Here is a 21,122-nt window from a genome sequence, read left to right as displayed (position 1 = left end):
TCTAGGTTATCTGTCGCCCATCCAGAAAGCGCACCAATTCCATGCAAGACGATGTGAACATCCCCCCCGATCTGGGCCCGATCCAAAGCCTGCCTGTCTATCGGGCCGAGGATGTGCTGGTCAGCCAAGGGGCGAATCTGGGCGATGCGCTGTCCCATCACGACGAACTGGTGCTGGATGATGTCTATACGCTTGTGCCCGACGCGGTGTCGCAACGACTGACAATGCACACATCCGACGCGATCCACCTGACCGTGGCCAGCGATAGTGCGCTTGGTGCCGAAGGGGCCGATATTCATCTGGATTGCGCTCTGACCCTCATGTCGCCGGACGGGCAGATCACCGACGCCATCGTGCTGGTCGAAACGGACCAAAGCGGCGATATCGCCCATATCTACCTGCTGCCCCTCGCCCCGTTGATGCCGCGCACGCCCTATGCGCTGGTCGGGACGGACACGACGGATGTGCACAAGAAATTCGCCCATCTGGCCTGCGCCCGCTTTACCCGTGGCACGCAGATCACCCTCGCCTCGGGCGCACAGCGTTTGATCGAGGATATCGCCGTCGGTGACCGGTTGCTGACCCGCAACAACGGCCCGCAAGAGGTCCGCTGGATCGGGCAAAGCACTGTGCGCGCCGTAGGGGATTTTGCGCCGATCTGCATCACTGCAGGCACGTTGAACAATGACCGCGACCTGATCGTATCGCCCGACCACCGCCTGTTCATCTACCAGCGCGAGGACCGTCTGGGCGTGGGCCGTTCGGAGCTGCTGGTCAAGGCGCGCCATCTGGTCAACGGCGACTCGGTCTATGTGCAGGATGGCGGGTTCGTGGACTATTTCGAACTGCTGTTTGACAGCCACCAGATCATCTATGCCGAAGGAATTGCAGCGGAATCCCTGTTGATCGACAGTCGCACCAAGGCGGGTGTACCGGACGAGGTCGGCGCGTTGCTCAGCGAGCATAGCGCGGCGGGCCTTTCGGGTCTTGATGTGACCGAATCCCTGCTGGACCGGCCCGACGCCGCCGAAATCCTGCGGCGCGCGTCGCTGCGGTAAATGTCCGGGCGCTGTGATGCGCCCGAACGCGTCAAGTCTCAGGGGGCGAAGTAGAACTCCTCGCGGGTAATCTTGCCATCGGCCACGTGGTAAATCCCCACTTCTTTCATATCCTCGATTGCGCCGGTTTCCTTGTTCTTGGTCTGCAACTCGAAAATCACGGCAAAGCGGTCGTCGCCATGGGGCATCGGGTCCGAAATCTCGCCGCCCAGCACCTCGAACGCGCTGTCCCACCAATCATGCTTTCCCTTGATCGCGTCGAGCCCTTGTGCCGCGCGCCCCTCTCCGAAATCGACGGGTTCGACCGACACCGCATCGGCAGCATAAAGACGGTCGAGGTTGGGCTTGGTGTCGCCACTGCGACAGCCGGCGACGAGGGCGTTTGCGATTTCCATCAATTTCATTTTCGGTATCCTTTGTGGTTGATGACCACAGACCTACGCCGCCACCCTGTCAGTTTCTGTCAGTAGCCCATCAGGGCGATCCACAGCCGCGATTGCAGGACCGCTTGCCCCGTCCCAGCCCCGTCGCTATACGGCGCTCATGTTGGATAATCGCCCTGAACTGCCCCCCGAAATCGCGCGTCGCCGGACGTTTGCGATCATCTCGCACCCTGATGCGGGCAAAACCACTCTGACGGAAAAGTTCCTGCTGTTTGGCGGGGCGATCCAGATGGCCGGACAGGTCCGCGCCAAGGGCGAGGCACGCCGCACGCGGTCGGACTTTATGGCGATGGAGAAGGATCGCGGCATCTCGGTCTCGGCCTCGGCAATGTCGTTCGATTTTATCAATAAAAACGGGGCGTTCCGGTTCAATCTTGTCGACACCCCCGGCCACTCGGACTTTTCCGAGGATACCTATCGCACGCTGACGGCGGTGGACGCCGCGATCATGGTGATCGACGGGGCCAAGGGCGTTGAAAGCCAGACGCAGAAACTGTTCGAAGTCTGCCGGATGCGCGACCTGCCGATCCTGACCTTCTGTAACAAGATGGACCGCGAAAGCCGCGATACATTTGAGATCATTGACGAAATTCAGGAAAATCTGGCCATCGACGTCACACCTGCCAGCTGGCCCATCGGGGTCGGGCGCGACTTTATTGGCTGCTATGACATCCTGCGCGACCGTCTGGAACTGATGGACCGTGCCGATCGCAACAAGGTCGCCGAAAGCATCGAGATCAACGGGCTGGATGATCCGAAACTGGCCGAATACGTGCCAGAGGACCAGTTGAACAAGCTGCGAGAAGAGCTTGAAATGGCACGCGAATTGCTGCCCCCGCTGGATCACGCCGCGATGCTGGAAGGGTCTTTGACGCCAATCTGGTTCGGCTCTGCCATCAACTCGTTCGGGGTCAAGGAACTGATGGACGGGATTGCTACCTATGGCCCCCAGCCGCAAATCCAGTCCGCGCAGCCACGCCAGATTTTGCCAGAAGAACCAAAGGTTTCCGGCTTTGTCTTCAAAGTGCAGGCGAATATGGACCCCAAGCACCGCGACCGCGTCGCCTTTGTGCGCATGGCCTCGGGCCATTTCAAACGCGGCATGAAGCTGACCCATGTGCGCACCAAGAAACCGATGGCGATCACCAATCCGGTCATGTTCCTCGCCTCGGACCGCGAACTGGCCGAAGAGGCATGGGCCGGCGACATCATGGGCATTCCGAACCACGGGCAGTTGCGCATTGGCGACACACTGACCGAGGGCGAGGCGCTGCGCGTCACCGGCATTCCGTCCTTCGCGCCCGAACTTCTGCAAGGGGTGCGCGCGGGCGATCCGATGAAGTCTAAGCATCTCGAAAAGGCGCTCATGCAATTCGCCGAAGAAGGTGCCGCCAAAGTGTTCAAACCCTCCATCGGGTCGGGGTTCATCGTGGGCGTCGTCGGCGCGCTGCAATTCGAGGTTCTGGCCAGCCGGATCGAACTGGAATACGGCCTGCCCGTCCGCTTCGAGCCGTCGCAATTCACCTCGGCCCGCTGGGTCAGCGGTGACAAGCAAGCGGTCGAGAAATTCGCCGACAGCAACAAACAGCACATCGCGCATGACCATGATGGCGACATCGTCTACCTGACGCGCCTGCAATGGGACATCGACCGCGTCGCGCGCGACTATCCGGATGTGAACCTGACCGCGACCAAGGAAATGATGGTCTGACCCCATGCCGCCGCTGTTGATCCCCGTCCCGCAACCAGTGCAGACCGATCCTGCGCAGTTGCGATGGGGGATTGTTTCGACGCAAAAGGGATCGCTGAGGCAGATTGCCCGCTTTGTGGCCTATCACCTCGATCTGGGCGCGCATCGCATCCATATCCATCTTGACGTGCCCGACGCGGCCCTTGCCGAACGGCTGGCCCATCCGCGTGTGCGGTTCACCCAATGCGACGAGGCCTATTGGGCGGGCAAACCGCAGCGCGCCCGCGCCACGCATCAGATGCGGCAGGTGTTCAACGCCACACGCGCCTACCGGATGACCAAGCTTGACTGGCTGGCACATATCGATGTGGACGAATTCCTGCTGCCCCCCGCCCCGCTGACCGAGTTGCTGGCGCAGGTGGACCCGAACGCGCCGTTCGTGTCGATCCTGCCCAGCGAGATGATGGACAGCGACGGCCCTGTGCACCATTTCAAGCGCCCCTGCCACGGCACGGTGAAACGCGCCATCTACCCGACTTATGGCGAACATGTGCCCGGCGGATTTATCAGTACACAAAGCCCCAAGCTGATTGCGCGCACGGGGCTGGCGGATGTGCGTCAGGGCATCCATGCGCTGCGCGTGCAGGGACAGATCGTGCGCGGCGGGGCCAGCATCGACGGGCTGGACCTTGGGCCATGCCCACGCGCCCGATTTTGCCACGTTTCAACGCCACATGGCCTATCGCCTCGACAAGGGCAGCTATCATGACCGCAAGGGCCACCTGAACCCGCTGGGACATTTGATCCGCGCCCTGATGGACGACCCCGACCCTGACGCCCTGCGCGCCTTTTACAGCGAAATGTGCGTCGCCACGCCCGAACGGCTTGACCTCTTGGCCGCCCATGACATGCTGCTGACGCGCGACCTTGGATTGGACGAAAAGGTGGCGCGTTTCTTTGGCACGTTGGAGGGCTGATCCGTGACCACTTGGGGCCTTGCCGCCACCATCCTTGCCCCTGCGCCCGACATCCTGCGTTTCGCCGCCTATCACCTCGAACAGGGCGCGCACCGTTTGTACCTTTACCTTGATGCCGACACGCCCGACGCCTACGGCCCGCTCAAGGCGCATCCCAAAATACGGGTGCAGACCTGCAATGCCGCGCATTGGAAAAAACTGGCCGGTAAACGCCCTGACAAGCATCAGGCGCGCCAGACCGTGAATGCCACCCACGCCTATCAGCGCAAGGCCGAGGTCGACTGGCTGATCCATATGGACGTGGACGAATTTCTGGTGCCCCAACGCCCTGTGGCCGAGGTGCTTGGCGCGGTGCCGCCACACGTCACCTCAGCACGGGTGCGCCCGATGGAACTGCTTGGCGGCAGTGATCGCATGTTCAAGGCGTTCATCCCGCCGACAGGCAACAGGCGCGCACTGGTCGACAGGATTTATCCCACTTTCGGGATGCACCTGCGCGGCGGGTTCCTGAGCCATCTGGCCGGAAAACTCTTTGTGCGCACGGGGATGGACGATATCTCGGTCCAGATCCACAACGCCTTTCAAGGGGGCGAGATGCTGCCCGATGCGGCCGAACTGGTGCAGATCGACCTTGCCCATTGCCATGCCAAATCATGGGAGGCTTGGCAGGCCTCTTACGGGTATCGCCGCGAAAAAGGATCCTATCGCGCCGAGTTGAAGGCCGCGACCAAACCCGAACACGGGGGCATGTCGCTGCATGACCTGTTCGGCTGGCTTGAAGCCGAACAGGGAACGGACGGATTGCGCGCCTTTTATGACGAAGTGGTGGGTGACAGCGCCGACTTGCGCGCGCGCCTTGATGCACACGGATTGCTGCGGCAGGTCGATCTGGACCTCGACGGGGCGCTTGCACGGCAATTCCCGAACCAAGCATTTGACGATACATGACTTTTATAACCGCCTTCCAAACCGCGCTGGCGTTTGACGCGGTGCACGCGCTTTGCTATGGACGCGCAGCATGTCGGGGTCTGTGACCTCCTCTTTGGGCCGTGTGGGCCGACATCAATAGATGCCGCGGGCCAAGTCAGTGTCCGCAACCAACGGACATACATGACAAAATTCTCTGATCTAAAACTCAATTCCAAGGTTCTCAAAGCTATCGAAGAGGCCGGATACGAAAGCCCCACCCCTATTCAGGCGGGCGCGATTCCTCCTGCTTTGGAGGGGCGCGATGTTCTGGGGATCGCCCAGACAGGTACCGGCAAGACCGCCAGCTTTACCCTGCCGCTGATCACACAGCTTGCCCGTGGGCGCGCGCGTGCGCGTATGCCGCGCAGCCTTGTGCTGTGCCCGACCCGCGAACTGGCTGCGCAGGTTGCCGAAAACTTCGACACCTATGCCAAATACGTTAAACTGACGAAGGCGCTGCTGATCGGTGGCGTATCGTTCAAGGAACAGGACACTGCCATCGACAAGGGCGTTGACGTTCTGATCGCCACGCCTGGCCGTCTGCTGGACCATTTCGAACGTGGCAAGCTGATCCTGAACGACGTCAAGGTGATGGTCGTGGACGAAGCCGACCGGATGCTCGACATGGGGTTCATTCCCGACATCGAACGCATTTTCGGCCTCACGCCCTTTACCCGTCAGACGCTGTTCTTCTCGGCCACCATGGCGCCCGAGATCGAGCGGATTACAAACACCTTCCTCTCCAACCCCGAGCGGATCGAAGTGGCGCGTCAGGCGACCGCATCAGAAACGATCGAACAGGGTGTGGTGATGTTCAAAGGCTCGCGCCGCGACCGCGAGGCATCCGAAAAACGCAAAGTGCTGCGGATGCTGATCGACGCCGAAGGCGAGAAATGCACAAACGCCATCATCTTCTGCAACCGTAAGACGGATGTGGATATCGTGGCTAAGTCGTTGAAAAAGTACGGCTATGACGCCGCGCCGATCCATGGCGATCTGGACCAGTCGCAGCGCACGCGCACCCTTGAAGGGTTCCGTAACGGTGAATTGCGCTTCCTTGTGGCATCGGACGTGGCCGCACGCGGTCTGGACGTGCCATCGGTCAGCCACGTGTTCAACTTTGACGTCCCAAGCCACGCCGAAGATTACGTTCACCGCATCGGCCGGACGGGCCGCGCCGGACGTGACGGCAAGGCCGTGATGATCTGCACAGGTCGCGACGACAAGAATTTCGATGCCATCGAAGCGTTGATCCAGAAAGAAATCCCGCGCATCGACAACCCGCTTGGCACCAAGGCCACGCCAGAAGCGGAAACGTCCGAGGACGCCCCTGCCGCCGCGGAAAAACCAAAGCCCAAGCGCACCCGTGCGCCGCGCAAGCCCAAGTCGGAAGAGGCCAAGCCTGTCGAAGTGACAGAGGCCAAAGCAGACGCGCCAGCAGAGGCCGATACCGCACCTCAGGCCGAAGAGGCCGAGGCCAAGCAATCTTCCTCCAGCCGCAGCCGTGGCGGGTCGTCGAACAGCCGCAGCCGGTCGTCGTCTTCGAATGATCGTGGGGGAAACAAGGTTGTCGGACTGGGCGATCACACGCCCACATTCATCCAACTAAGCTTTGAGGAACGCCGCGCCAGCTAAGGCGCGGCGGTCTTCGCCAATGTCAGGCCAGTTTGGCCGACATTGTGATTTCTGCATTCAACAGTTTGGAAATGGGGCAATTCTTCTTTGCCTCATTTGCTGCTGTTTCAAACGCCGCATCGTCCGCGCCCGGAACCTTGGCGGTGACATCCAGATGAACCGCTGTCACCGCGAACCCGCCATCCTGCTTTTCAAGCGATACGGTAGCCGTGGTTTCAATGCTGTCGGGGGTCAGGTCGTGTTCACCCAAGATCATCGACAGCGCCATGGAAAAGCAGCTCGCATGGGCCGCGCCGATCAGTTCTTCGGGGTTGGTGCCGGGTTCACCGTCAAAACGCTTGGCAAAGCCATAAGGCTGGTCATCCAGCGCGCCTGAACCGGTCGAGATATAGCCGGTGCCGTCCTTGACGGCGCCGGACCATTTTGCGGAACCTGTATTCTTGATCATCTGCGTGTCCTTTCAATTCTGTTCTGGAAACAAACGCGCAGATAGATCAATTGGTTGCATTCATCAGTGCATACGACTGATGACCACCGTCACTTCGGGTTTCTTGCCGATTTCATCCTGAGCGGACTTGCGCACTACGCGGCGCAGCGCATCCTCAAGCGATTTGTCATCGCGCAGCGTCTTGGCGTCTGCGCGGCCCAAGAACTGGCTCAGGTCCGCCTCAAGCACCTCGACCAGCGCGGCATTACTGCGCCCTGTTTCGGCCACGCCCATGGTTTCGCACCACGGATCGCCCAAGGGTTCGTCATGCTCGTCAAGGATCTGCGTGACCAGAACATGCCCGTTCAGCGCCATGCGGATACGGTCGCGCACGACACCGTCCATCGCGCCGATTTGCACGGAACCATCCAGATAGGTGCGGCCCGTTTCGATATATTCGGCAACGCGGGGCTTGTTGCCCGACAGTTCGATCATCATCCCGTTGACGGCCAGAACGCCTGTGCGCCCCTTTTCTTCGGTCAGTTTCACATGTTCGCGCAGGTGACGGTGTTCGCCGTGCATCGGCACCACGATCTGCGGGTTCACGATGTCCTGCAACCGTTCCAGATCGGGGCGGTTGGCGTGGCCCGATACGTGGTAGAGGCCCGAGGAATCGTCCACCACATCCACGCCCTTTTCAGAGAGCTGGTTCATGATGCGGATCACGCCGCGTTCATTGCCCGGAATGGTTTTGGAGGAGAACAGGAACAGATCGCCCTCTTTCAGCTCCAGCCCCATATACTTGCCATTGGCCAGTTGGGCCGAGGCCGCGCGGCGTTCGCCCTGCGATCCTGTCACCAGCAGCATCAGGTTCTCGCGCGGGATATTGCGCGCATCCTCTGGGCTGACCACCGGCGGGAAATCCTTGAGCACGCCGGTTTCAATCGACGCTTCGATCATACGGCGCATGGCGCGCCCCAGCAAAACGATAGACCGCCCTGCCCGCTCGCCCGCTTCGGCAATGGTTTTCACCCGCGCCACGTTCGAGGCGAATGTGGTGGCCACGACCATGCCGGACGTGTGGCTGCGCACCAGTTTCTCGATCTCGGGACCGACGGTGATTTCCGAACGTCCCGCGTGGGGCGAGAAGATGTTGGTGCTGTCGCAAACCAGCGCCTTCACCCCGTCCTTGGACACATCGGCCCAGAGTTCAGGGTCAAAGGGTTCGCCGACAATCGGTGTCTCGTCCAGTTTGAAGTCGCCGGAATGGATCACGCGGCCCTCGGGGCTGTCGATGATCAGTGCGGCACTTTCGGGGATGGAGTGCGACATGGGCAGGAAGCCGACCTTGAAGGGCCCTGCCTGTACCTGATCGGGCCAGCCTGCGACCACATGCACCGCGTCCTGCGGGTGGCCGTGTTCGGACATCTTGCGGCTGGCAATGTTGGCCGTGAAGGGGCGCGCATAGACCGGCGCACCAAGGCTTTCATAGGTGTGTGCCACCGCGCCAACGTGGTCTTCGTGTGCGTGTGTGATAAAGATGCCGTCGATCCGGTCACGCCGTTCGGCGAGCCACGTGATATCGGGCAGGATCAGGTCCACACCGGGTGTGCCGTCCATATCGGGAAATGTCACCCCGAGGTCGACAACGATCAGCCGTTCCTGTTCGGGTTTGCCATAGCCATAAACATAAGCGTTCATGCCAATTTCACCTGCCCCACCGAGGGGCAGATAGATCAATCGTTCACTGCTCATTGTGTCAGTTATTTTCCTTGTTATAGCGATGGATGACCGTCAGGCCATGCATCGTCAAATCATCTATATAATGATCAAAAAGGTCCTCGGACTGCTGGAACAGCGGTGCAAGGCCCCCAGTTGAAATCACGCGCATGTCGCGGTCGCGTTCCGCCTTAATACGGGCACATATCTCACGGACCAGTCCGACGTAACCCCAAAATACACCTGACTGCATACAGGCGACCGTGTTCGTGCCAATCACGGACTGGGGCTTGGTGATGTCCACATGAGGTAATGCAGCGGCTGCGTTGTGCAAGGCCTCAAGGCTGAGGTTCACACCGGGTGCGATGACACCACCGATATAGGCGCCGTCGCCGTCCACCACGTCAAAGGTGGTCGCGGTGCCGAAATCCACCATGATCAGATCGCCGCCAAACAGGTCATAGCCCGCCACCGTATTCACCAAGCGGTCGGGGCCGACAGCCGTGCCGGCATCCACGCGCACATCCACAGGCAGCAGGCAATCGGGCTTGCCCACCACAATGGGGCGCGTGTTGAAATAGCGATCCGCAAAGACACGCAGGTTGAACACCACCCGCGGCACGGTCGAGGACACGATCACGTCCGTGATCTCGACGTCGATCTTCTGGAATTTCATCAGGGTCGACAGCCAGACATAGTACTGGTCCGCCGTGCGTTGCCATTCGGTCGAAGTGCGCCAAGTCCCGATAAACGCCTGCCCGTCCCAGATGGAAAAGACGGTGTTCGTGTTGCCGCAGTCGATGGCCAAAAGCATCAGCAGGCCCCTTTCAGAAGTAAACGTCGCCCGCCGGAATGGTGATCAGGCCCTGTTCCGTCTCTAGAACAAGTTGGCCCTCGGGGTCCACATCCCTGAAGATGCCCACATGGATATCCTTGGCTGTGCGGGCAGTTATGCGTTCGCCCAAGCGCGCCGCCTGCGCCAGCCATGCCGCGCGGATCGGGGCAAAGCCATAGGTGGCAAAGCTGTGTTCGTGCTGCGCATAGGCGGCGGCGAGCAAGTCAAGAAACGCCTCGGGCGCAATAGCCACCCCGAGTTCGGAGGCAAGCGCCACCGGCAGAAGGGCATTCGCCTCGACATCCGCGATCGGCGGGGCGGCAACCAGATTGACGCCGATCCCGATGGCCAGATGGGTGATCTGCCCCTTGGTGGCAATCGTCTCAAGCAGGATACCCGCGACCTTGCCCGACCGCATCAGCACATCATTCGGCCATTTCAGCGCAAAGGCATCAGGTCGGCCTGTGGCGGCAACAAGGGCGTCGCGCAGAGCCAAGGACACAACGAAGGACCGCAGCGCCGCCTGCCCCATCGGACCATCTAGCGGCATCACCAGCGTGGCAGCAAAGTTGCCCTTGGGCATCGCCCATGGCCGTCCGCGCCGCCCGCGTCCGCTGGTTTGTTGCAGGGCGAGAACCCATTCCGGTCCGGCAATATCCGGCGCGATCCGACCCGCTTCGCTCAGGGTCGAGTCGACTTCCGCCATGACGCGTTTGCCATAGCCTTCCGGCCAAGCCGGTCCTGTATTCTTAGCTTCCAAAAACTTCCCCTTGGAGGGTCGAACACACAGAAGGGCTTAATTAAGCAATGTGCTCGCCGCCATTGCTGCCGCAGTCTCGACCCCGAACATGTTGACGATCCCGACAATCATAATCGCCGCCGAGCCCATCAGCATCACACCAAGCACGACAGACTTGCCGCCGTTCAGGCCCTCTTCGGTTTCTTCGCCGAAATACATGAAGAAAACGATACGAAGGTAATAATAGGCACCGATCACCGAGGCAACGACGCCCGCGATAGCCAGCCATGCCAGACCACCCTCGTAGGCGGCGCGCAGCACGTAAAGCTTGCCGAAGAAGCCCAGCATCGGCGGCACACCCGCAAGCGAGAACAGCAGCACCAGCATCGCCAGCGCACGGCCGGGTTCGCGTTTGGCATACATGTTCAGCGACGAGATGCTGACCACCGGCTGACCGTCTTTTTCCATCATCAGGATAAAGGCGAAGGTACCGATGTTCATTGTGACGTAGATCGCCATGTACACCAGCATCGCCTGCACACCCAAGGCCGTGCCAGCCGCCAGACCCATCAGCGCATAGCCCATGTGGGCAATCGAGCTGAACGCCATCAGACGTTTGATGTTGGTCTGGCCAATAGCGGCGAAGGCACCAAGGAACATGGACAGCACCGACAGCAGCGCCATCACCTGTTGCCAGTCACCCACGGCACCACCAAAGGCGTCATGCATGACACGGGCAAACAAGGCCATCGCGGCCACTTTGGGTGCGGTGGCAAAGAAGGCCGTAATCGGTGTTGGCGAGCCTTCGTAGACGTCAGGCGTCCACATGTGGAACGGCACAGCCGAAACTTTGAAGGCGAAACCGGACATCAGGAATACTAGACCGAACAGCAGGCCCAGCGACGCGCCCTCTTCCGCGACGGTGATGATACCCGAGAACAGCGTGGTGCCCGCATAGCCGTAGATCAGCGATGCGCCATAAAGCAGCAGACCGGAGGACAGCGCGCCGAGGACAAAGTATTTCAGACCCGCTTCGGTCGACTTGATGCTGTCGCGGCGCAGGGATGCAACCACGTATAGCGCCAGCGATTGCAACTCGAGGCCCATATAAAGCGACATCAGATCGCCCGCCGACACCATCATCATCATGCCGACAACCGCCAGCACGACCAGCATCGGGTATTCGAACCGCAGGATGCCGCGGCTGGACATGTAGCCCTCGCTCATCAACAGCACCGCAGCGGCCGAAACCAGCACGACAACCTTGGCAAAGCGCGAGAACGCATCGTCCACGAACATGCCGTTGAAAGCGATGTTGACCCCGTCGCCTGTCACGCCGATCCACAGCGCAACGGCAAGGAACACAGCCGCCGTCGCCCACAACAGGATCGAGGCAAGCCCGTCTTTCGACGTATAGACCGCGCCCAGAAGGCCCAGCATGGCAAATACAGCCAACAGGATTTCGGGCAGGATGATGGTAAGATCAGCAGCCATTGGGGTCAGTCCTCAATTCAGTTCGCGGCCACTTGCGTCGCGGCGTCCGCGGCCGCAAGGGCAGTATCGTATTGGCTTACAAGGGCGGCCACCGATGGCCCGATGATGTCGAGGATCAGCGCAGGGTAAACGCCCAGCAGGATCGTCATCACCACCAGCGGTGCAAAGATCGCACGCTCGCGGGTGGTCATATCGGTGATCGACTTCAGGCTTTCCTTGATAAGGTCGCCCATCACCACGCGGCGGTACAGCCACAGCGCATAGGCCGCCGAGAAGATGACGCCCGTGGTCGCAACCATCGCCACCCAAGTGTTGACTTGGAACACCGCCATCAGCGTCAGGAATTCACCGACAAAGCCGGATGTGCCTGGCAGGCCCACATTGGCCATGGTGAACAGCATAAAGATCAGCGCATAGGCGGGCATCCGGTTCACCAGACCGCCATAGGCGTCGATGTCGCGGGTGTGCATCCGGTCATAGATCACGCCGACGCACAGGAACAGCGCGCCCGAGATAAAGCCGTGGCTGAGCATCTGGAAGATCGCCCCGTCCACACCCTGCTGGTTCGCGGCAAAGATGCCCATGGTGACAAAGCCCATGTGCGCGACCGACGAATAGGCGATCAGCTTTTTCATGTCTTCCTGCACCAGCGCCACCAGCGAGGTATAGACAATCGCAATTGCCGACATCCACAGCACCAGCGGGCTCATCACCTCGGACCCGACAGGGAACATCGGCAGCGAGAAGCGGATAAAGCCGTAGCCGCCCAGCTTCAGCAGGATCGCGGCCAGAACGACCGACCCTGCGGTGGGGGCCTGAACGTGCGCATCCGGCAGCCACGTGTGCACGGGCCACATCGGCATCTTGACCGCAAAGCTGGCAAAGAAGGCAAGGAACAGCAGAGTCTGCATACCGCCCACGATCTGGATGCCCAGAACCTCGAACGTGGCAAAGTCGAAGTTATGCACCAGCAACTGTTCGATATCGGTGGTGCCCGCATCGGCATACATGCCGACCATCGCCACCAGCATCAGGACCGACCCGAGGAAGGTATAAAGGAAGAACTTGAAGCTCGCGTAGATGCGGTTCGCCCCGCCCCAGATGCCGATGATCAGGAACATCGGGATCAGGCCCGCTTCGAAGAAAAGGTAGAACAGCACCAGATCCAGCGCCATGAACACGCCAAGCATCAGCGTTTCCAGCAGCAGGAAGGCGATCATGTATTCCTTGACCCGCGTTTCCACATTCCACGATGCGGCAATCACCAGCGGCATCATGAACGTGGTGAGCATCACAAACAGAACCGAAATCCCGTCCACACCCATCTTGTAGGACAGGCCCATGATCCACGCGCCCTCTTCCACAAACTGGAAGCCGGTGTTGGAGCGGTCAAAACCGAACAGGATGAACAGCGACACCACAAAGGTGATCGTGGTCGTGGCCATGGCAACCCATTTGGCATTGCGCACAGCGGCCTCATCGTCACCGCGCAGGAACACAGCCAGAATAAGGGCTGCCAGCGCGGGCATGAAGGTCACAATAGAAAGAAGGTTGTCCATCAGTTTGCTCCTCCGCTCAAAGTCATCCACGTGACCAGAACCGCGATCCCGATCACCATGGCGAAGGCATAGGTAAAGATATAGCCGGACTGCGCGCGTCCTGCGAGGCGGGTAAAGAAGGGCACGATGCCCATGGAGATGCCGTTGATGGACCCGTCAATGACGTTGCCGTCACCTTTCTTCCACAACTGCTTGCCGATCCACAGCGCGGGTTTGATGAACACCACGTTATAGAGTTCGTCAAAGTACCACTTGTTCTTAAGGAACAGGTAGAGCGGGCGCTGGTTCTCGGCCAGACGACCGGGCAGCGACGGATCCTTGATGTAGAACCAGTAGGCCAGCAGGAAGCCGAGCAGCATCGCGACGAAAGGCGAGGTTTTCACCCAGTACGGCACCTTGTGCGCGTCATCCAGAACCGTGTTGTCCGGCGCCATATACAGCGCCCCCTCACCCGGTTCACCGGCGAAGACATAGTGATGCTCGCCCTCTTTCTTGGTGGCGGCCTTGTCACGCGGGCTGATTGCGCCTGCGTGCTCTTCACCGGCTTCGGCGTAAGGAATGCCATAGAACTTGGCGACCTGATCGGTGTGACCAAAGAAGGATCCGTACCAGACCATACCGGCAAAGATCGCACCAAGGGACAGCACCCCAAGCGGCACCAGCATGACCATCGGGCTTTCGTGCGCGTGATCGTGTGTGTGCTTGTCGCCGCGCGCCTCGCCGTAGAAGGTCAGGAACATCAGACGCCAGCTATAGAAGCTGGTCATCAGCGCCGCAGCGACCAGTGCCCAGAAGCTGAAGCCTGTGCCAGCGGCATAAGCGCTTTCCACAATCGCGTCCTTGGACTGGAAGCCCGCAAAACCGATCGGAATTTCACCCAGCGTGAAGATCCATACCGGAATGCCCACACCTGTGATGGCCAGCGTGCCGATCATCATCGCCGCAAAGGTATAGGGGATCTTTTTGCGCAGACCGCCGTAGTTGGTCATGTCCTGTTCGTGGTGCATCGCGTGGATCACCGACCCCGCGCCCAAGAACAGCATCGCCTTGAAGAAGGCGTGCGTCAGCAGGTGAAACATCGCCGCCGAATACATGCCGACGCCTGCGGCCACGAACATGTAGCCAAGCTGCGAACAGGTCGAATAGGCGATGACGCGTTTGATGTCGGTCTGAACCAGACCCACGGTCGCGGCAAAGAAGGCTGTGGCAGCACCAAGGAAGGTAACGAATGCCATCGCCTCGGGCGCAAATTCCATCAGGGGCGACATGCGGCAGACAAGGAACACACCCGCCGTCACCATGGTCGCCGCGTGGATCAGGGCGGACACAGGTGTCGGCCCTTCCATCGCATCCGGCAGCCATGTGTGCAGGAACAGCTGCGCCGATTTACCCATCGCGCCGACAAACAGTAGGAAAGCAATCAGGTTCGCCGCGTTCCATTCGGTCCACAGGAAGGTCAGTTGCGTTTCCGCCAGCGTCGGTGCCGCAGCAAAGATGTCGTCGAAACGGATGCTGTCGGTCAGGAAGAACAGCGCAAAGATACCAAGCGCAAAGCCGAAGTCACCCACACGGTTGACCACGAAGGCCTTGATCGCAGCGGCGTTGGCCGACGGCTTGCGGTAGTAAAAGCCGATCAGCAGGTAGGACGCGACGCCGACCCCTTCCCAGCCAAAGAACATCTGCACAAGGTTGTCCGAGGTCACCAGCATCAACATCGCGAAGGTGAAGAAAGACAGGTAGGCAAAGAAGCGCGGCTTGTAGCTTTCGCCTTCGCGCCACTGCGGGTCATGCGCCATGTAGCCGAAGGAATAGAGGTGCACGAGGCTTGATACCGTGGTGATCACGATCAGCATGATGCAGGTCAGACGGTCAAGGCGGATCGCCCAGTCGGTCGACAGCGTGCCGGATTCGATCCAGCGCAGGATCTGGATGCTTTCCGTTGTACCGTCAAAGCTCAGGAATGTGATCCACGACAACAGCGCGGCCAGAAACAGAAAGCCGGTGGCGATCCAGCAGGATACGGCCTCGCCGAACAGACGCCAGCCAAAGCCACAGAGCAGTGCGCCGACCAGAGGGGCAAAAAGGAGGATGGTTTCCATGAACTCAGCCCTTCATCACGTTGACGTCTTCAACCGCGATGGTGCCACGGTTGCGGAAGAAACAGACCAGAATGGCCAGACCGATCGCCGCCTCGGCAGCGGCAACCGTCAGAACGAACAGGGTGAACACCTGCCCGACCATATCCCCGAGGAAACTGGAAAACGCGACAAGGTTGATGTTCACCGCCAACAGCATCAATTCGATGCTCATCAGCAGAATGATCACGTTCTTGCGGTTCAGGAACAGCCCGAAGATGCCGATGACGAACAGCGTCGCCGCGACGGTGAGATAGTGTTCAAGCCCGATCATTTCTGTACCCCGGTCATCTTTCTTCTTGCCTTCCAAACGCGCAGCAGGATCCAGCCTGCCACCGCCTTGAGCGCCCAAAGCGCTATCAATCCTGTGACGCCCAGCACCGACACGAATGTGTGGAACATGTGCGCCAAATCCATCATCGTTTCGACACCCCGAAAGGTGTCACAGCCACCCGAGTGGCCGACCGGCCCGTCACGGGCGCATATGCAACCCCGCGGGCCAAGCTTACAGCCCCTGCCCCGGTTTCACGTCCTTGAGCTCCATCGCCAGTGCCGGATCGCGCATCATCTGTGCGACGACATCCTGACGTTTCACATCCGAACGGTGGCGCAGTGTCAGAACAATCGCACCGACCATCGCCACAAGTAGGATCAGACCCGACAGTTGGAACAGCAGGAAATACTGGTCATAGATGATCAGACCCAAAGCTTCGGTGTTGTGACGATCCACAGGCGTCAGCTGTGCGCGCAGGGTTTCTGCGGCGGCGTTGCTTTCCCATGCGCCAAAGGCGATCACGAACTGCATTAGGATCACGAGGGCGATCAGCAGCGCCAGCGGCATGTATTTCGCCATCTCGGCCTTCAACTCGGCAAAGTCGACGTCCAGCATCATCACAACGAACAGGAACAGCACCGCGACCGCGCCCACATAGACGATGATCAGCAGCATGGCGACGAATTCCGCCCCCAGCATCACGAACAGGCCCGCCGACGACAGGAAGGCGAGGATCAACCAAAGCACCGAGTGCACCGGATTGCGGCTGACCACGGTGAATAATCCACCGGCGATCACGCATAGCGCAAAGAGGTAAAAGGCAAATACGGTCATGTCTTGTCCTTCTTGTCGTCCATGACCTCTTGGGCGAGGGCCGCAGCGCGGGTCACGGCAGGCACACCGGCGAACACCGCCATCATGCCCAAAGTCTCGGAAATCTGCTGGTCGGTGGCGCCTGCTTCGCGCGCATGGCGCACAGTCTGGCGCACCGCCGTTTCGGATTGCGCGCCCTGCATGGTCAGCCCAGCAAGGGTCAGCAGCAGGCGTGTCTTGGCATCCAGTGCATTTTCATTGGTCGCATTGCCAAACCACTGGTCCATCACCTCTTTGGGCATGGTGGGCCACAGCGCTTCGACCGCCTTGGGGTCGAACGCATCCATCTGCGGAAAGGATTTCGCCATTTCCTGCATCTGGGCCATCATTGCGGCAAAGGGGTTCTTGTCATCACTCATCGGTATGGCGCGTCGATTTCTAGGTTGCGTGCAATCTCGGCTTCCCAACGGTCGCCGTTTTCCAGCAACTTGGACTTGTCGTAGTACAACTCTTCGCGGGTCTCGGTCGAAAATTCGAAATTCGGCCCTTCGACGATGGCATCCACAGGGCACGCTTCTTGGCAGAAGCCACAATAGATGCACTTGGTCATGTCGATGTCATAGCGCGTGGTGCGGCGGCTGCCGTCATCGCGTGGTTCGGCGTCGATGGTGATCGCCTGCGCGGGACACACGGCCTCGCACAGTTTGCATGCGATGCACCGCTCTTCGCCGTTGGGATAACGGCGCAGCGCGTGTTCACCACGGAAACGGGGCGACAAAGGCCCTTTTTCGTGCGGGTAGTTCAGTGTTGCCTTGGGCGCGAAAAAGTATTTCAGCCCAAGACGGAAGCCACCAAGGAAATCAGCCAGCAGGAAGTACTTTGCCGCGCGGCCATAATCGATCTGCGTCATGTTACCCTCCTACGGTCCAGCGGGCGTAGAAACCCCAGAACCAGTCAAACTTGGCTGCGAATGCCACGAAAACCACCCAGAACAGCGAGAACGGCAGGAACACTTTCCAACCCAGTCGCATCAACTGGTCATAGCGGTAGCGGGGCGTGATCGCCTTCACCATTGAGAAGATGAAGAAGACGAACAGCATCTTGAGAACCATCCAGAAAATCCCGTCGGGCAGGAATGGCACGGGCGACAGCCAGCCGCCGAAGAACAGCAGCGACACCAGCGCGCACATCAGCACGACCGCGACCAGTTCGCCGATCATGAACAGCAGGAACGGCGTGGACGAGTATTCGACCTGATAGCCCGCAACCAGTTCCGATTCGGCCTCGGGAAGGTCGAAAGGTGGACGGTTGGTTTCGGCCAGCGCCGAAATCAGGAACAGGAACAGCATCGGGAAATGCGGCAGCCAGTACCAGTTAAACAGCCCCCAGTCGCCATCTTGGGCACTGACAATCGCGCCAAAGTTCATCGACCCTGTCGACAGGATCACACCGATGATGATCAGGCCCAGCGATACTTCATAAGAGATCATCTGCGCCGCAGAGCGCAGCGAGCCGAGGAACGGATATTTCGAGTTCGACGCCCATCCGCCCATGATCACGCCGTAAACCTCAAGAGAGGAGACCGCGAAGACATAAAGAATGGCGACGTTGATGTCGGACAGAACCCAGCCATCGTTAAAGGGAATCACCGCCCAGGCGATCAGCGCCATCACTAGGCTGACCATCGGCGCCATAAAGAAGACGCCCTTGTCGGCACCAGCGGGCACGACCACTTCCTTGACGATATACTTGCCGAAATCCGCAAAACTTTGCAGCAGGCCGAACACGCCAACCACGTTGGGCCCGCGGCGCATCTGCACAGCGGCCCAGATCTTGCGGTCAGCATACATCAGAAAGGCAAGCGCCATCAGCAGCGGCACCACCACGAGCAGAATCTGACCAACAATCAGAAGCCCTATGCCCAACGGGCTATTTGTGAAAAATTCAGCCATCAGTCCTCACACCGTCGGTATCCCCTTTTCCGCACAGGACGCAGACACGACTTCGGCGTCGATCGTCTTTATCCCACGCGGTAGAGCTGGCGAGATGGTGTAAACAGCATCCGCTCTCCACACGCCAGCCTCTTCGTCAACATTTGTGCGTAAATGACGCGCAAATCCCCAACCACGGATCAACGTATAACCCGCAGCCGCGCATTCGGCATAGTTGCTCACGTCCTGCGCACTCAGGGCGTTCGTCATAGATACGTTGAACTGCACGAGATCATCGTCCAGCAACGTGGTTTCCACACCGCGATAGTCCGGAATGAACTGTTCGGCTGTGGGCACCGGATCGCAGGCAGCCAAAGGCACGCAGGTTATGAACCATGCGGCCTTCATTCAGCAGCCAGCACCTGATCTTTGCGCGCTTTTGCATTCGCACTCAGTTCGGCCATCAACTGGCTGGCACGGGCAATCGGGTTGGTCAGCCAGAAATCGGTGACGGTCGAGGTCAACGTGCCCCCTTCCATCGCGCCCTGTTCCAGCGTGTCGCCTGTGTTCTCGGCCACCTCATCGATATTACCCAGATGCGGGAACTCTTTGGTGATCGCGGCGCGCAGGGCGGACAGGCTGTCATAGGGCAGCTTGGCTTCCATCTCACCCGAGAGAGCGCGCAGAATCGCCCAGTTTTCTTTGGCTTCACCCGGGGCAAAGCTGGCGCGGGCGGCCAGTTGCGGACGCCCTTCGGTGTTCACGAAAATGCCGCCCTCTTCGGTATAGGCCGCTGCTGGCAGGATCACGTCGGCGCGGTGTGCGCCACGGTCGCCATGGCTGCCCTGATAGATCACAAAGGCACCGGCGGCGATGTCGATTTCGTCCGCGCCGAGGTTGTAGATCACATCGGCCTTGTCGACGGCCATCATGGAATCGGGGTTGGTCGCGCCCACATCCATCGCACCGACGCGGCCCGCAGCAGTGTGCAGGATCATCAGTTTGGACTGGGTGCTGGCGGCCAGCGCCTGTGCCGCTGCCAGAATCGCCGTGCCATCGCCACGGGTCAGCGCGCCCATGCCCACGATGATCACCGACGCTTTTTCCGCCACATCGCTGTGATCGCGGCCCAGCAGATCGGTCAGCGTGTCGGTTCCGTTGCCAAGGTGGTTCACCTCATAGGTCAGGTCCGCCGCGTCGCCGATCACGCCAACATTCGCGCCACGCGCCCATGCCTTGCGGATACGGGCGTTCAGCACCGGCGCTTCAAGGCGCGGGTTGGTGCCGATCAGCATGATCGCTTCGGCCTCGTCCAGATCCTCGATCCGCGCGTCGCCGACATAGGCGGCGCGGTTGCCCGAAGGCAGTTTCGCGCCATCGGTGCGGCATTCGACGATACCGCCCTGCCCTTCGATCAACTGTTTCAGCGCATAGGCAGATTCGACCGAGGCCAGATCGCCCACAAGACCCGCAAGGTTGCTGGCCCCCTTGATCGCGCTGGCCGCTTTGCCAAGCGCCTCGGGCCATGTGGCTGGGCGCAGTTTGCCGTTTTCACGGATGTAAGGCTTGTCCAGACGCTGGCGGCGCAGACCGTCCCAGACAAAACGGGTTTTGTCGGAAATCCACTCTTCGTTCACGCCGTCATGGTTCAACGGCAGGAAACGCATGACTTCGCGCCCCTTGGTATCCACGCGGATGTTCGAGCCCAACGCATCCATCACATCGATGGATTCGGTCTTGGTCAGCTCCCAAGGACGGGCGGTGAACGCATAGGGCTTCGACACCAGCGCGCCCACGGGGCACAGGTCGATGATATTGCCCTGCAAGTTGGAATCGAGCGTTTCACCCAAGTAGGACGTAATCTCGGAATCTTCGCCACGGCCTGTCTGGCCCATCTGCGTGATGCCCGCGACCTCGGTCGTAAAGCGCACGCAACGGGTGCAGGAAATGCAGCGCGTCATGTGGGTTTCAACCAGCGGACCAAGGTCCAGATCGTCCGTCGCGCGCTTGGCCTCGCGGAAGCGCGAAAAGTCGACGCCATAGGCCATCGCCTGATCCTGCAAGTCACACTCGCCGCCCTGATCGCAGATCGGGCAATCCAGCGGGTGGTTGATCAGCAGGAATTCCATGACGCCCTCGCGGGCCTTTTTGACCATGGGGCTATTCGTCTTTATGACCGGCGGCGCCCCTTCGGGACCGGGACGCAAATCCTTGACCTGCATCGCGCAAGATGCCGCGGGCTTGGGCGGGCCACCCACCACTTCGACCAGACACATCCGGCAGTTGCCCGCGATGGACAAACGCTCGTGATAGCAGAAGCGCGGGATCTCGATCCCCACCTCTTCGCAGGCCTGAATAAGCGTCAGACCCGGGTCGACCTCGACCTCTTTGCCATCAATAACGATCTTGCGAAGGGTGCTCATA

The 21,122-nt window shown here is 60.0% G+C and carries 22 protein-coding genes; 6 read left to right on the top strand and 16 right to left on the bottom strand.

Annotation, left to right across the window (positions count from 1 at the left end; all coding sequences use genetic code 11):
* Nucleotides 1-41: 41 nt before the first annotated feature.
* Nucleotides 42-1,058, top strand: coding sequence for a Hint domain-containing protein (locus tag AC6GQJ_RS00585; RefSeq protein WP_500770728.1), 1,017 nt, complete (start codon nucleotides 42-44; stop codon nucleotides 1,056-1,058).
* Between the two features lie 38 nt (nucleotides 1,059-1,096).
* On the opposite strand, the gene AC6GQJ_RS00580 is transcribed toward AC6GQJ_RS00585, so the two are convergent.
* Complete coding sequence (locus AC6GQJ_RS00580) at nucleotides 1,097-1,462, bottom strand: SnoaL-like domain-containing protein (RefSeq protein ID WP_500770726.1); 366 nt, start codon at nucleotides 1,460-1,462, stop codon at nucleotides 1,097-1,099.
* 139 nt (nucleotides 1,463-1,601) lie between these two features.
* On the opposite strand from AC6GQJ_RS00580, the gene AC6GQJ_RS00575 reads away from it, so the two are divergent.
* The 5 genes from AC6GQJ_RS00575 to AC6GQJ_RS00555 all read left to right on the top strand — a co-directional run bounded on the left by AC6GQJ_RS00575 (nucleotide 1,602) and on the right by AC6GQJ_RS00555 (nucleotide 6,772).
* Nucleotides 1,602-3,212, top strand: coding sequence for a peptide chain release factor 3 (locus AC6GQJ_RS00575; protein ID WP_500770724.1), 1,611 nt, complete (start codon nucleotides 1,602-1,604; stop codon nucleotides 3,210-3,212).
* Between the two features lie 4 nt (nucleotides 3,213-3,216).
* The gene (locus AC6GQJ_RS00570) at nucleotides 3,217-3,960 is read left to right on the top strand and encodes a glycosyltransferase family 2 protein (protein ID WP_500770722.1); all 744 of its coding nucleotides are present in this window, start codon (nucleotides 3,217-3,219) and stop codon (nucleotides 3,958-3,960) included.
* Nucleotides 3,926-4,168 carry a hypothetical protein gene (locus tag AC6GQJ_RS00565; RefSeq protein WP_500770720.1) on the top strand — a complete coding sequence of 81 codons (243 nt, stop codon included), beginning with the start codon at nucleotides 3,926-3,928 and terminating at the stop codon, nucleotides 4,166-4,168. The genes AC6GQJ_RS00570 and AC6GQJ_RS00565 overlap by 35 nt, the downstream gene beginning before the upstream one ends.
* A 3-nt stretch (nucleotides 4,169-4,171) precedes the next feature.
* Nucleotides 4,172-5,116: a glycosyltransferase family 2 protein gene (locus AC6GQJ_RS00560; RefSeq protein WP_500770718.1), complete on the top strand. Its 945-nt coding sequence runs from the start codon at nucleotides 4,172-4,174 to the stop codon at nucleotides 5,114-5,116.
* Nucleotides 5,117-5,278: 162 nt separating this feature from the next.
* Nucleotides 5,279-6,772, top strand: a complete 1,494-nt coding sequence (locus AC6GQJ_RS00555; protein ID WP_500770716.1) for a DEAD/DEAH box helicase — start codon at nucleotides 5,279-5,281, stop codon at nucleotides 6,770-6,772.
* A 22-nt stretch (nucleotides 6,773-6,794) separates the two neighbouring features.
* On the opposite strand, the gene AC6GQJ_RS00550 is transcribed toward AC6GQJ_RS00555, so the two are convergent.
* The 15 genes from AC6GQJ_RS00550 to nuoG form a co-directional block, all read right to left on the bottom strand.
* A complete protein-coding gene (locus AC6GQJ_RS00550) occupies nucleotides 6,795-7,220 on the bottom strand; it encodes an OsmC family protein (RefSeq protein WP_500770714.1) in 426 nt (141 codons plus the stop codon).
* Nucleotides 7,221-7,283: 63 nt separating this feature from the next.
* Nucleotides 7,284-8,954 (bottom strand): ribonuclease J, encoded by a 1,671-nt coding sequence (locus AC6GQJ_RS00545; protein WP_500770712.1) that lies wholly within the window; start codon nucleotides 8,952-8,954, stop codon nucleotides 7,284-7,286.
* A 4-nt stretch (nucleotides 8,955-8,958) separates the two neighbouring features.
* Nucleotides 8,959-9,732 carry a type III pantothenate kinase gene (locus AC6GQJ_RS00540; protein ID WP_500770710.1) on the bottom strand — a complete coding sequence of 258 codons (774 nt, stop codon included), beginning with the start codon at nucleotides 9,730-9,732 and terminating at the stop codon, nucleotides 8,959-8,961.
* Nucleotides 9,733-9,745: 13 nt separating this feature from the next.
* Nucleotides 9,746-10,459, bottom strand: a complete 714-nt coding sequence (locus tag AC6GQJ_RS00535) for a biotin--[acetyl-CoA-carboxylase] ligase (protein WP_500770708.1) — start codon at nucleotides 10,457-10,459, stop codon at nucleotides 9,746-9,748.
* A gap of 90 nt (nucleotides 10,460-10,549) precedes the next feature.
* A complete protein-coding gene (gene nuoN / locus AC6GQJ_RS00530) occupies nucleotides 10,550-11,986 on the bottom strand; it encodes an NADH-quinone oxidoreductase subunit NuoN (protein WP_500770706.1) in 1,437 nt (478 codons plus the stop codon).
* 17 nt (nucleotides 11,987-12,003) lie between these two features.
* Nucleotides 12,004-13,545: an NADH-quinone oxidoreductase subunit M gene (locus AC6GQJ_RS00525; protein WP_500770704.1), complete on the bottom strand. Its 1,542-nt coding sequence runs from the start codon at nucleotides 13,543-13,545 to the stop codon at nucleotides 12,004-12,006.
* On the bottom strand, nucleotides 13,545-15,644 hold the full coding sequence (nuoL, locus tag AC6GQJ_RS00520) for an NADH-quinone oxidoreductase subunit L (RefSeq protein WP_500770702.1): 2,100 nt from the start codon (nucleotides 15,642-15,644) through the stop codon (nucleotides 13,545-13,547). The genes AC6GQJ_RS00525 and nuoL overlap by 1 nt, the downstream gene beginning before the upstream one ends.
* Nucleotides 15,645-15,648: 4 nt before the next feature.
* Nucleotides 15,649-15,954, bottom strand: coding sequence for an NADH-quinone oxidoreductase subunit NuoK (gene nuoK / locus AC6GQJ_RS00515; protein WP_025062630.1), 306 nt, complete (start codon nucleotides 15,952-15,954; stop codon nucleotides 15,649-15,651).
* Nucleotides 15,951-16,082, bottom strand: coding sequence for a hypothetical protein (locus AC6GQJ_RS00510; RefSeq protein WP_500770699.1), 132 nt, complete (start codon nucleotides 16,080-16,082; stop codon nucleotides 15,951-15,953). Before AC6GQJ_RS00510 ends, nuoK begins: the two co-directional genes overlap by 4 nt.
* A 103-nt stretch (nucleotides 16,083-16,185) precedes the next feature.
* Entirely contained in the window at nucleotides 16,186-16,788 is a 603-nt protein-coding gene (locus AC6GQJ_RS00505; RefSeq protein ID WP_500770697.1) for an NADH-quinone oxidoreductase subunit J, read from the bottom strand.
* Nucleotides 16,785-17,186 carry a carboxymuconolactone decarboxylase family protein gene (locus AC6GQJ_RS00500; protein WP_500770695.1) on the bottom strand — a complete coding sequence of 134 codons (402 nt, stop codon included), beginning with the start codon at nucleotides 17,184-17,186 and terminating at the stop codon, nucleotides 16,785-16,787. Before AC6GQJ_RS00500 ends, AC6GQJ_RS00505 begins: the two co-directional genes overlap by 4 nt.
* Entirely contained in the window at nucleotides 17,183-17,677 is a 495-nt protein-coding gene (gene nuoI / locus AC6GQJ_RS00495) for an NADH-quinone oxidoreductase subunit NuoI (RefSeq protein WP_500770693.1), read from the bottom strand. The genes AC6GQJ_RS00500 and nuoI overlap by 4 nt, the downstream gene beginning before the upstream one ends.
* A 1-nt stretch (nucleotide 17,678) precedes the next feature.
* Nucleotides 17,679-18,719 (bottom strand): NADH-quinone oxidoreductase subunit NuoH, encoded by a 1,041-nt coding sequence (gene nuoH, locus AC6GQJ_RS00490; RefSeq protein ID WP_500770691.1) that lies wholly within the window; start codon nucleotides 18,717-18,719, stop codon nucleotides 17,679-17,681.
* A gap of 6 nt (nucleotides 18,720-18,725) precedes the next feature.
* Nucleotides 18,726-19,106 carry a YNQ4 family lipoprotein gene (locus tag AC6GQJ_RS00485; RefSeq protein WP_500770689.1) on the bottom strand — a complete coding sequence of 127 codons (381 nt, stop codon included), beginning with the start codon at nucleotides 19,104-19,106 and terminating at the stop codon, nucleotides 18,726-18,728.
* Nucleotides 19,103-21,121 carry an NADH-quinone oxidoreductase subunit NuoG gene (gene nuoG, locus AC6GQJ_RS00480; RefSeq protein WP_500770687.1) on the bottom strand — a complete coding sequence of 673 codons (2,019 nt, stop codon included), beginning with the start codon at nucleotides 21,119-21,121 and terminating at the stop codon, nucleotides 19,103-19,105. Before nuoG ends, AC6GQJ_RS00485 begins: the two co-directional genes overlap by 4 nt.
* Nucleotide 21,122 lies beyond the last annotated feature (1 nt).

The organism is Tateyamaria sp. 7Alg 36 (assembly GCF_059882455.1).
The sequence above is the reverse complement of the archived record's forward strand: the minus strand, read 5'-3'. Positions and strand labels throughout refer to the sequence as shown.

What these genes read in the sequence shown, in the direction of transcription:
- AC6GQJ_RS00585 (WP_500770728.1), top strand. Translation starts at nt 42, where the DNA reads ATGCAAGACGATGTGAACATCCCCCCCGATCTGGGCCCGATCCAAAGC.
- AC6GQJ_RS00580 (WP_500770726.1), bottom strand. Translation starts at nt 1,462, where the DNA reads ATGAAATTGATGGAAATCGCAAACGCCCTCGTCGCCGGCTGTCGCAGT.
- AC6GQJ_RS00575 (WP_500770724.1), top strand. Translation starts at nt 1,602, where the DNA reads ATGTTGGATAATCGCCCTGAACTGCCCCCCGAAATCGCGCGTCGCCGG.
- AC6GQJ_RS00570 (WP_500770722.1), top strand. Translation starts at nt 3,217, where the DNA reads ATGCCGCCGCTGTTGATCCCCGTCCCGCAACCAGTGCAGACCGATCCT.
- AC6GQJ_RS00565 (WP_500770720.1), top strand. Translation starts at nt 3,926, where the DNA reads ATGGCCTATCGCCTCGACAAGGGCAGCTATCATGACCGCAAGGGCCAC.
- AC6GQJ_RS00555 (WP_500770716.1), top strand. Translation starts at nt 5,279, where the DNA reads ATGACAAAATTCTCTGATCTAAAACTCAATTCCAAGGTTCTCAAAGCT.
- AC6GQJ_RS00550 (WP_500770714.1), bottom strand. Translation starts at nt 7,220, where the DNA reads ATGATCAAGAATACAGGTTCCGCAAAATGGTCCGGCGCCGTCAAGGAC.
- AC6GQJ_RS00545 (WP_500770712.1), bottom strand. Translation starts at nt 8,954, where the DNA reads ATGAGCAGTGAACGATTGATCTATCTGCCCCTCGGTGGGGCAGGTGAA.
- AC6GQJ_RS00540 (WP_500770710.1), bottom strand. Translation starts at nt 9,732, where the DNA reads ATGCTTTTGGCCATCGACTGCGGCAACACGAACACCGTCTTTTCCATC.
- AC6GQJ_RS00535 (WP_500770708.1), bottom strand. Translation starts at nt 10,459, where the DNA reads ATGGCGGAAGTCGACTCGACCCTGAGCGAAGCGGGTCGGATCGCGCCG.
- nuoN (WP_500770706.1), bottom strand. Translation starts at nt 11,986, where the DNA reads ATGGCTGCTGATCTTACCATCATCCTGCCCGAAATCCTGTTGGCTGTA.
- AC6GQJ_RS00525 (WP_500770704.1), bottom strand. Translation starts at nt 13,545, where the DNA reads ATGGACAACCTTCTTTCTATTGTGACCTTCATGCCCGCGCTGGCAGCC.
- nuoL (WP_500770702.1), bottom strand. Translation starts at nt 15,644, where the DNA reads ATGGAAACCATCCTCCTTTTTGCCCCTCTGGTCGGCGCACTGCTCTGT.
- nuoK (WP_025062630.1), bottom strand. Translation starts at nt 15,954, where the DNA reads ATGATCGGGCTTGAACACTATCTCACCGTCGCGGCGACGCTGTTCGTC.
- AC6GQJ_RS00510 (WP_500770699.1), bottom strand. Translation starts at nt 16,082, where the DNA reads ATGTTCCACACATTCGTGTCGGTGCTGGGCGTCACAGGATTGATAGCG.
- AC6GQJ_RS00505 (WP_500770697.1), bottom strand. Translation starts at nt 16,788, where the DNA reads ATGACCGTATTTGCCTTTTACCTCTTTGCGCTATGCGTGATCGCCGGT.
- AC6GQJ_RS00500 (WP_500770695.1), bottom strand. Translation starts at nt 17,186, where the DNA reads ATGAGTGATGACAAGAACCCCTTTGCCGCAATGATGGCCCAGATGCAG.
- nuoI (WP_500770693.1), bottom strand. Translation starts at nt 17,677, where the DNA reads ATGACGCAGATCGATTATGGCCGCGCGGCAAAGTACTTCCTGCTGGCT.
- nuoH (WP_500770691.1), bottom strand. Translation starts at nt 18,719, where the DNA reads ATGGCTGAATTTTTCACAAATAGCCCGTTGGGCATAGGGCTTCTGATT.
- AC6GQJ_RS00485 (WP_500770689.1), bottom strand. Translation starts at nt 19,106, where the DNA reads ATGAAGGCCGCATGGTTCATAACCTGCGTGCCTTTGGCTGCCTGCGAT.
- nuoG (WP_500770687.1), bottom strand. Translation starts at nt 21,121, where the DNA reads ATGAGCACCCTTCGCAAGATCGTTATTGATGGCAAAGAGGTCGAGGTC.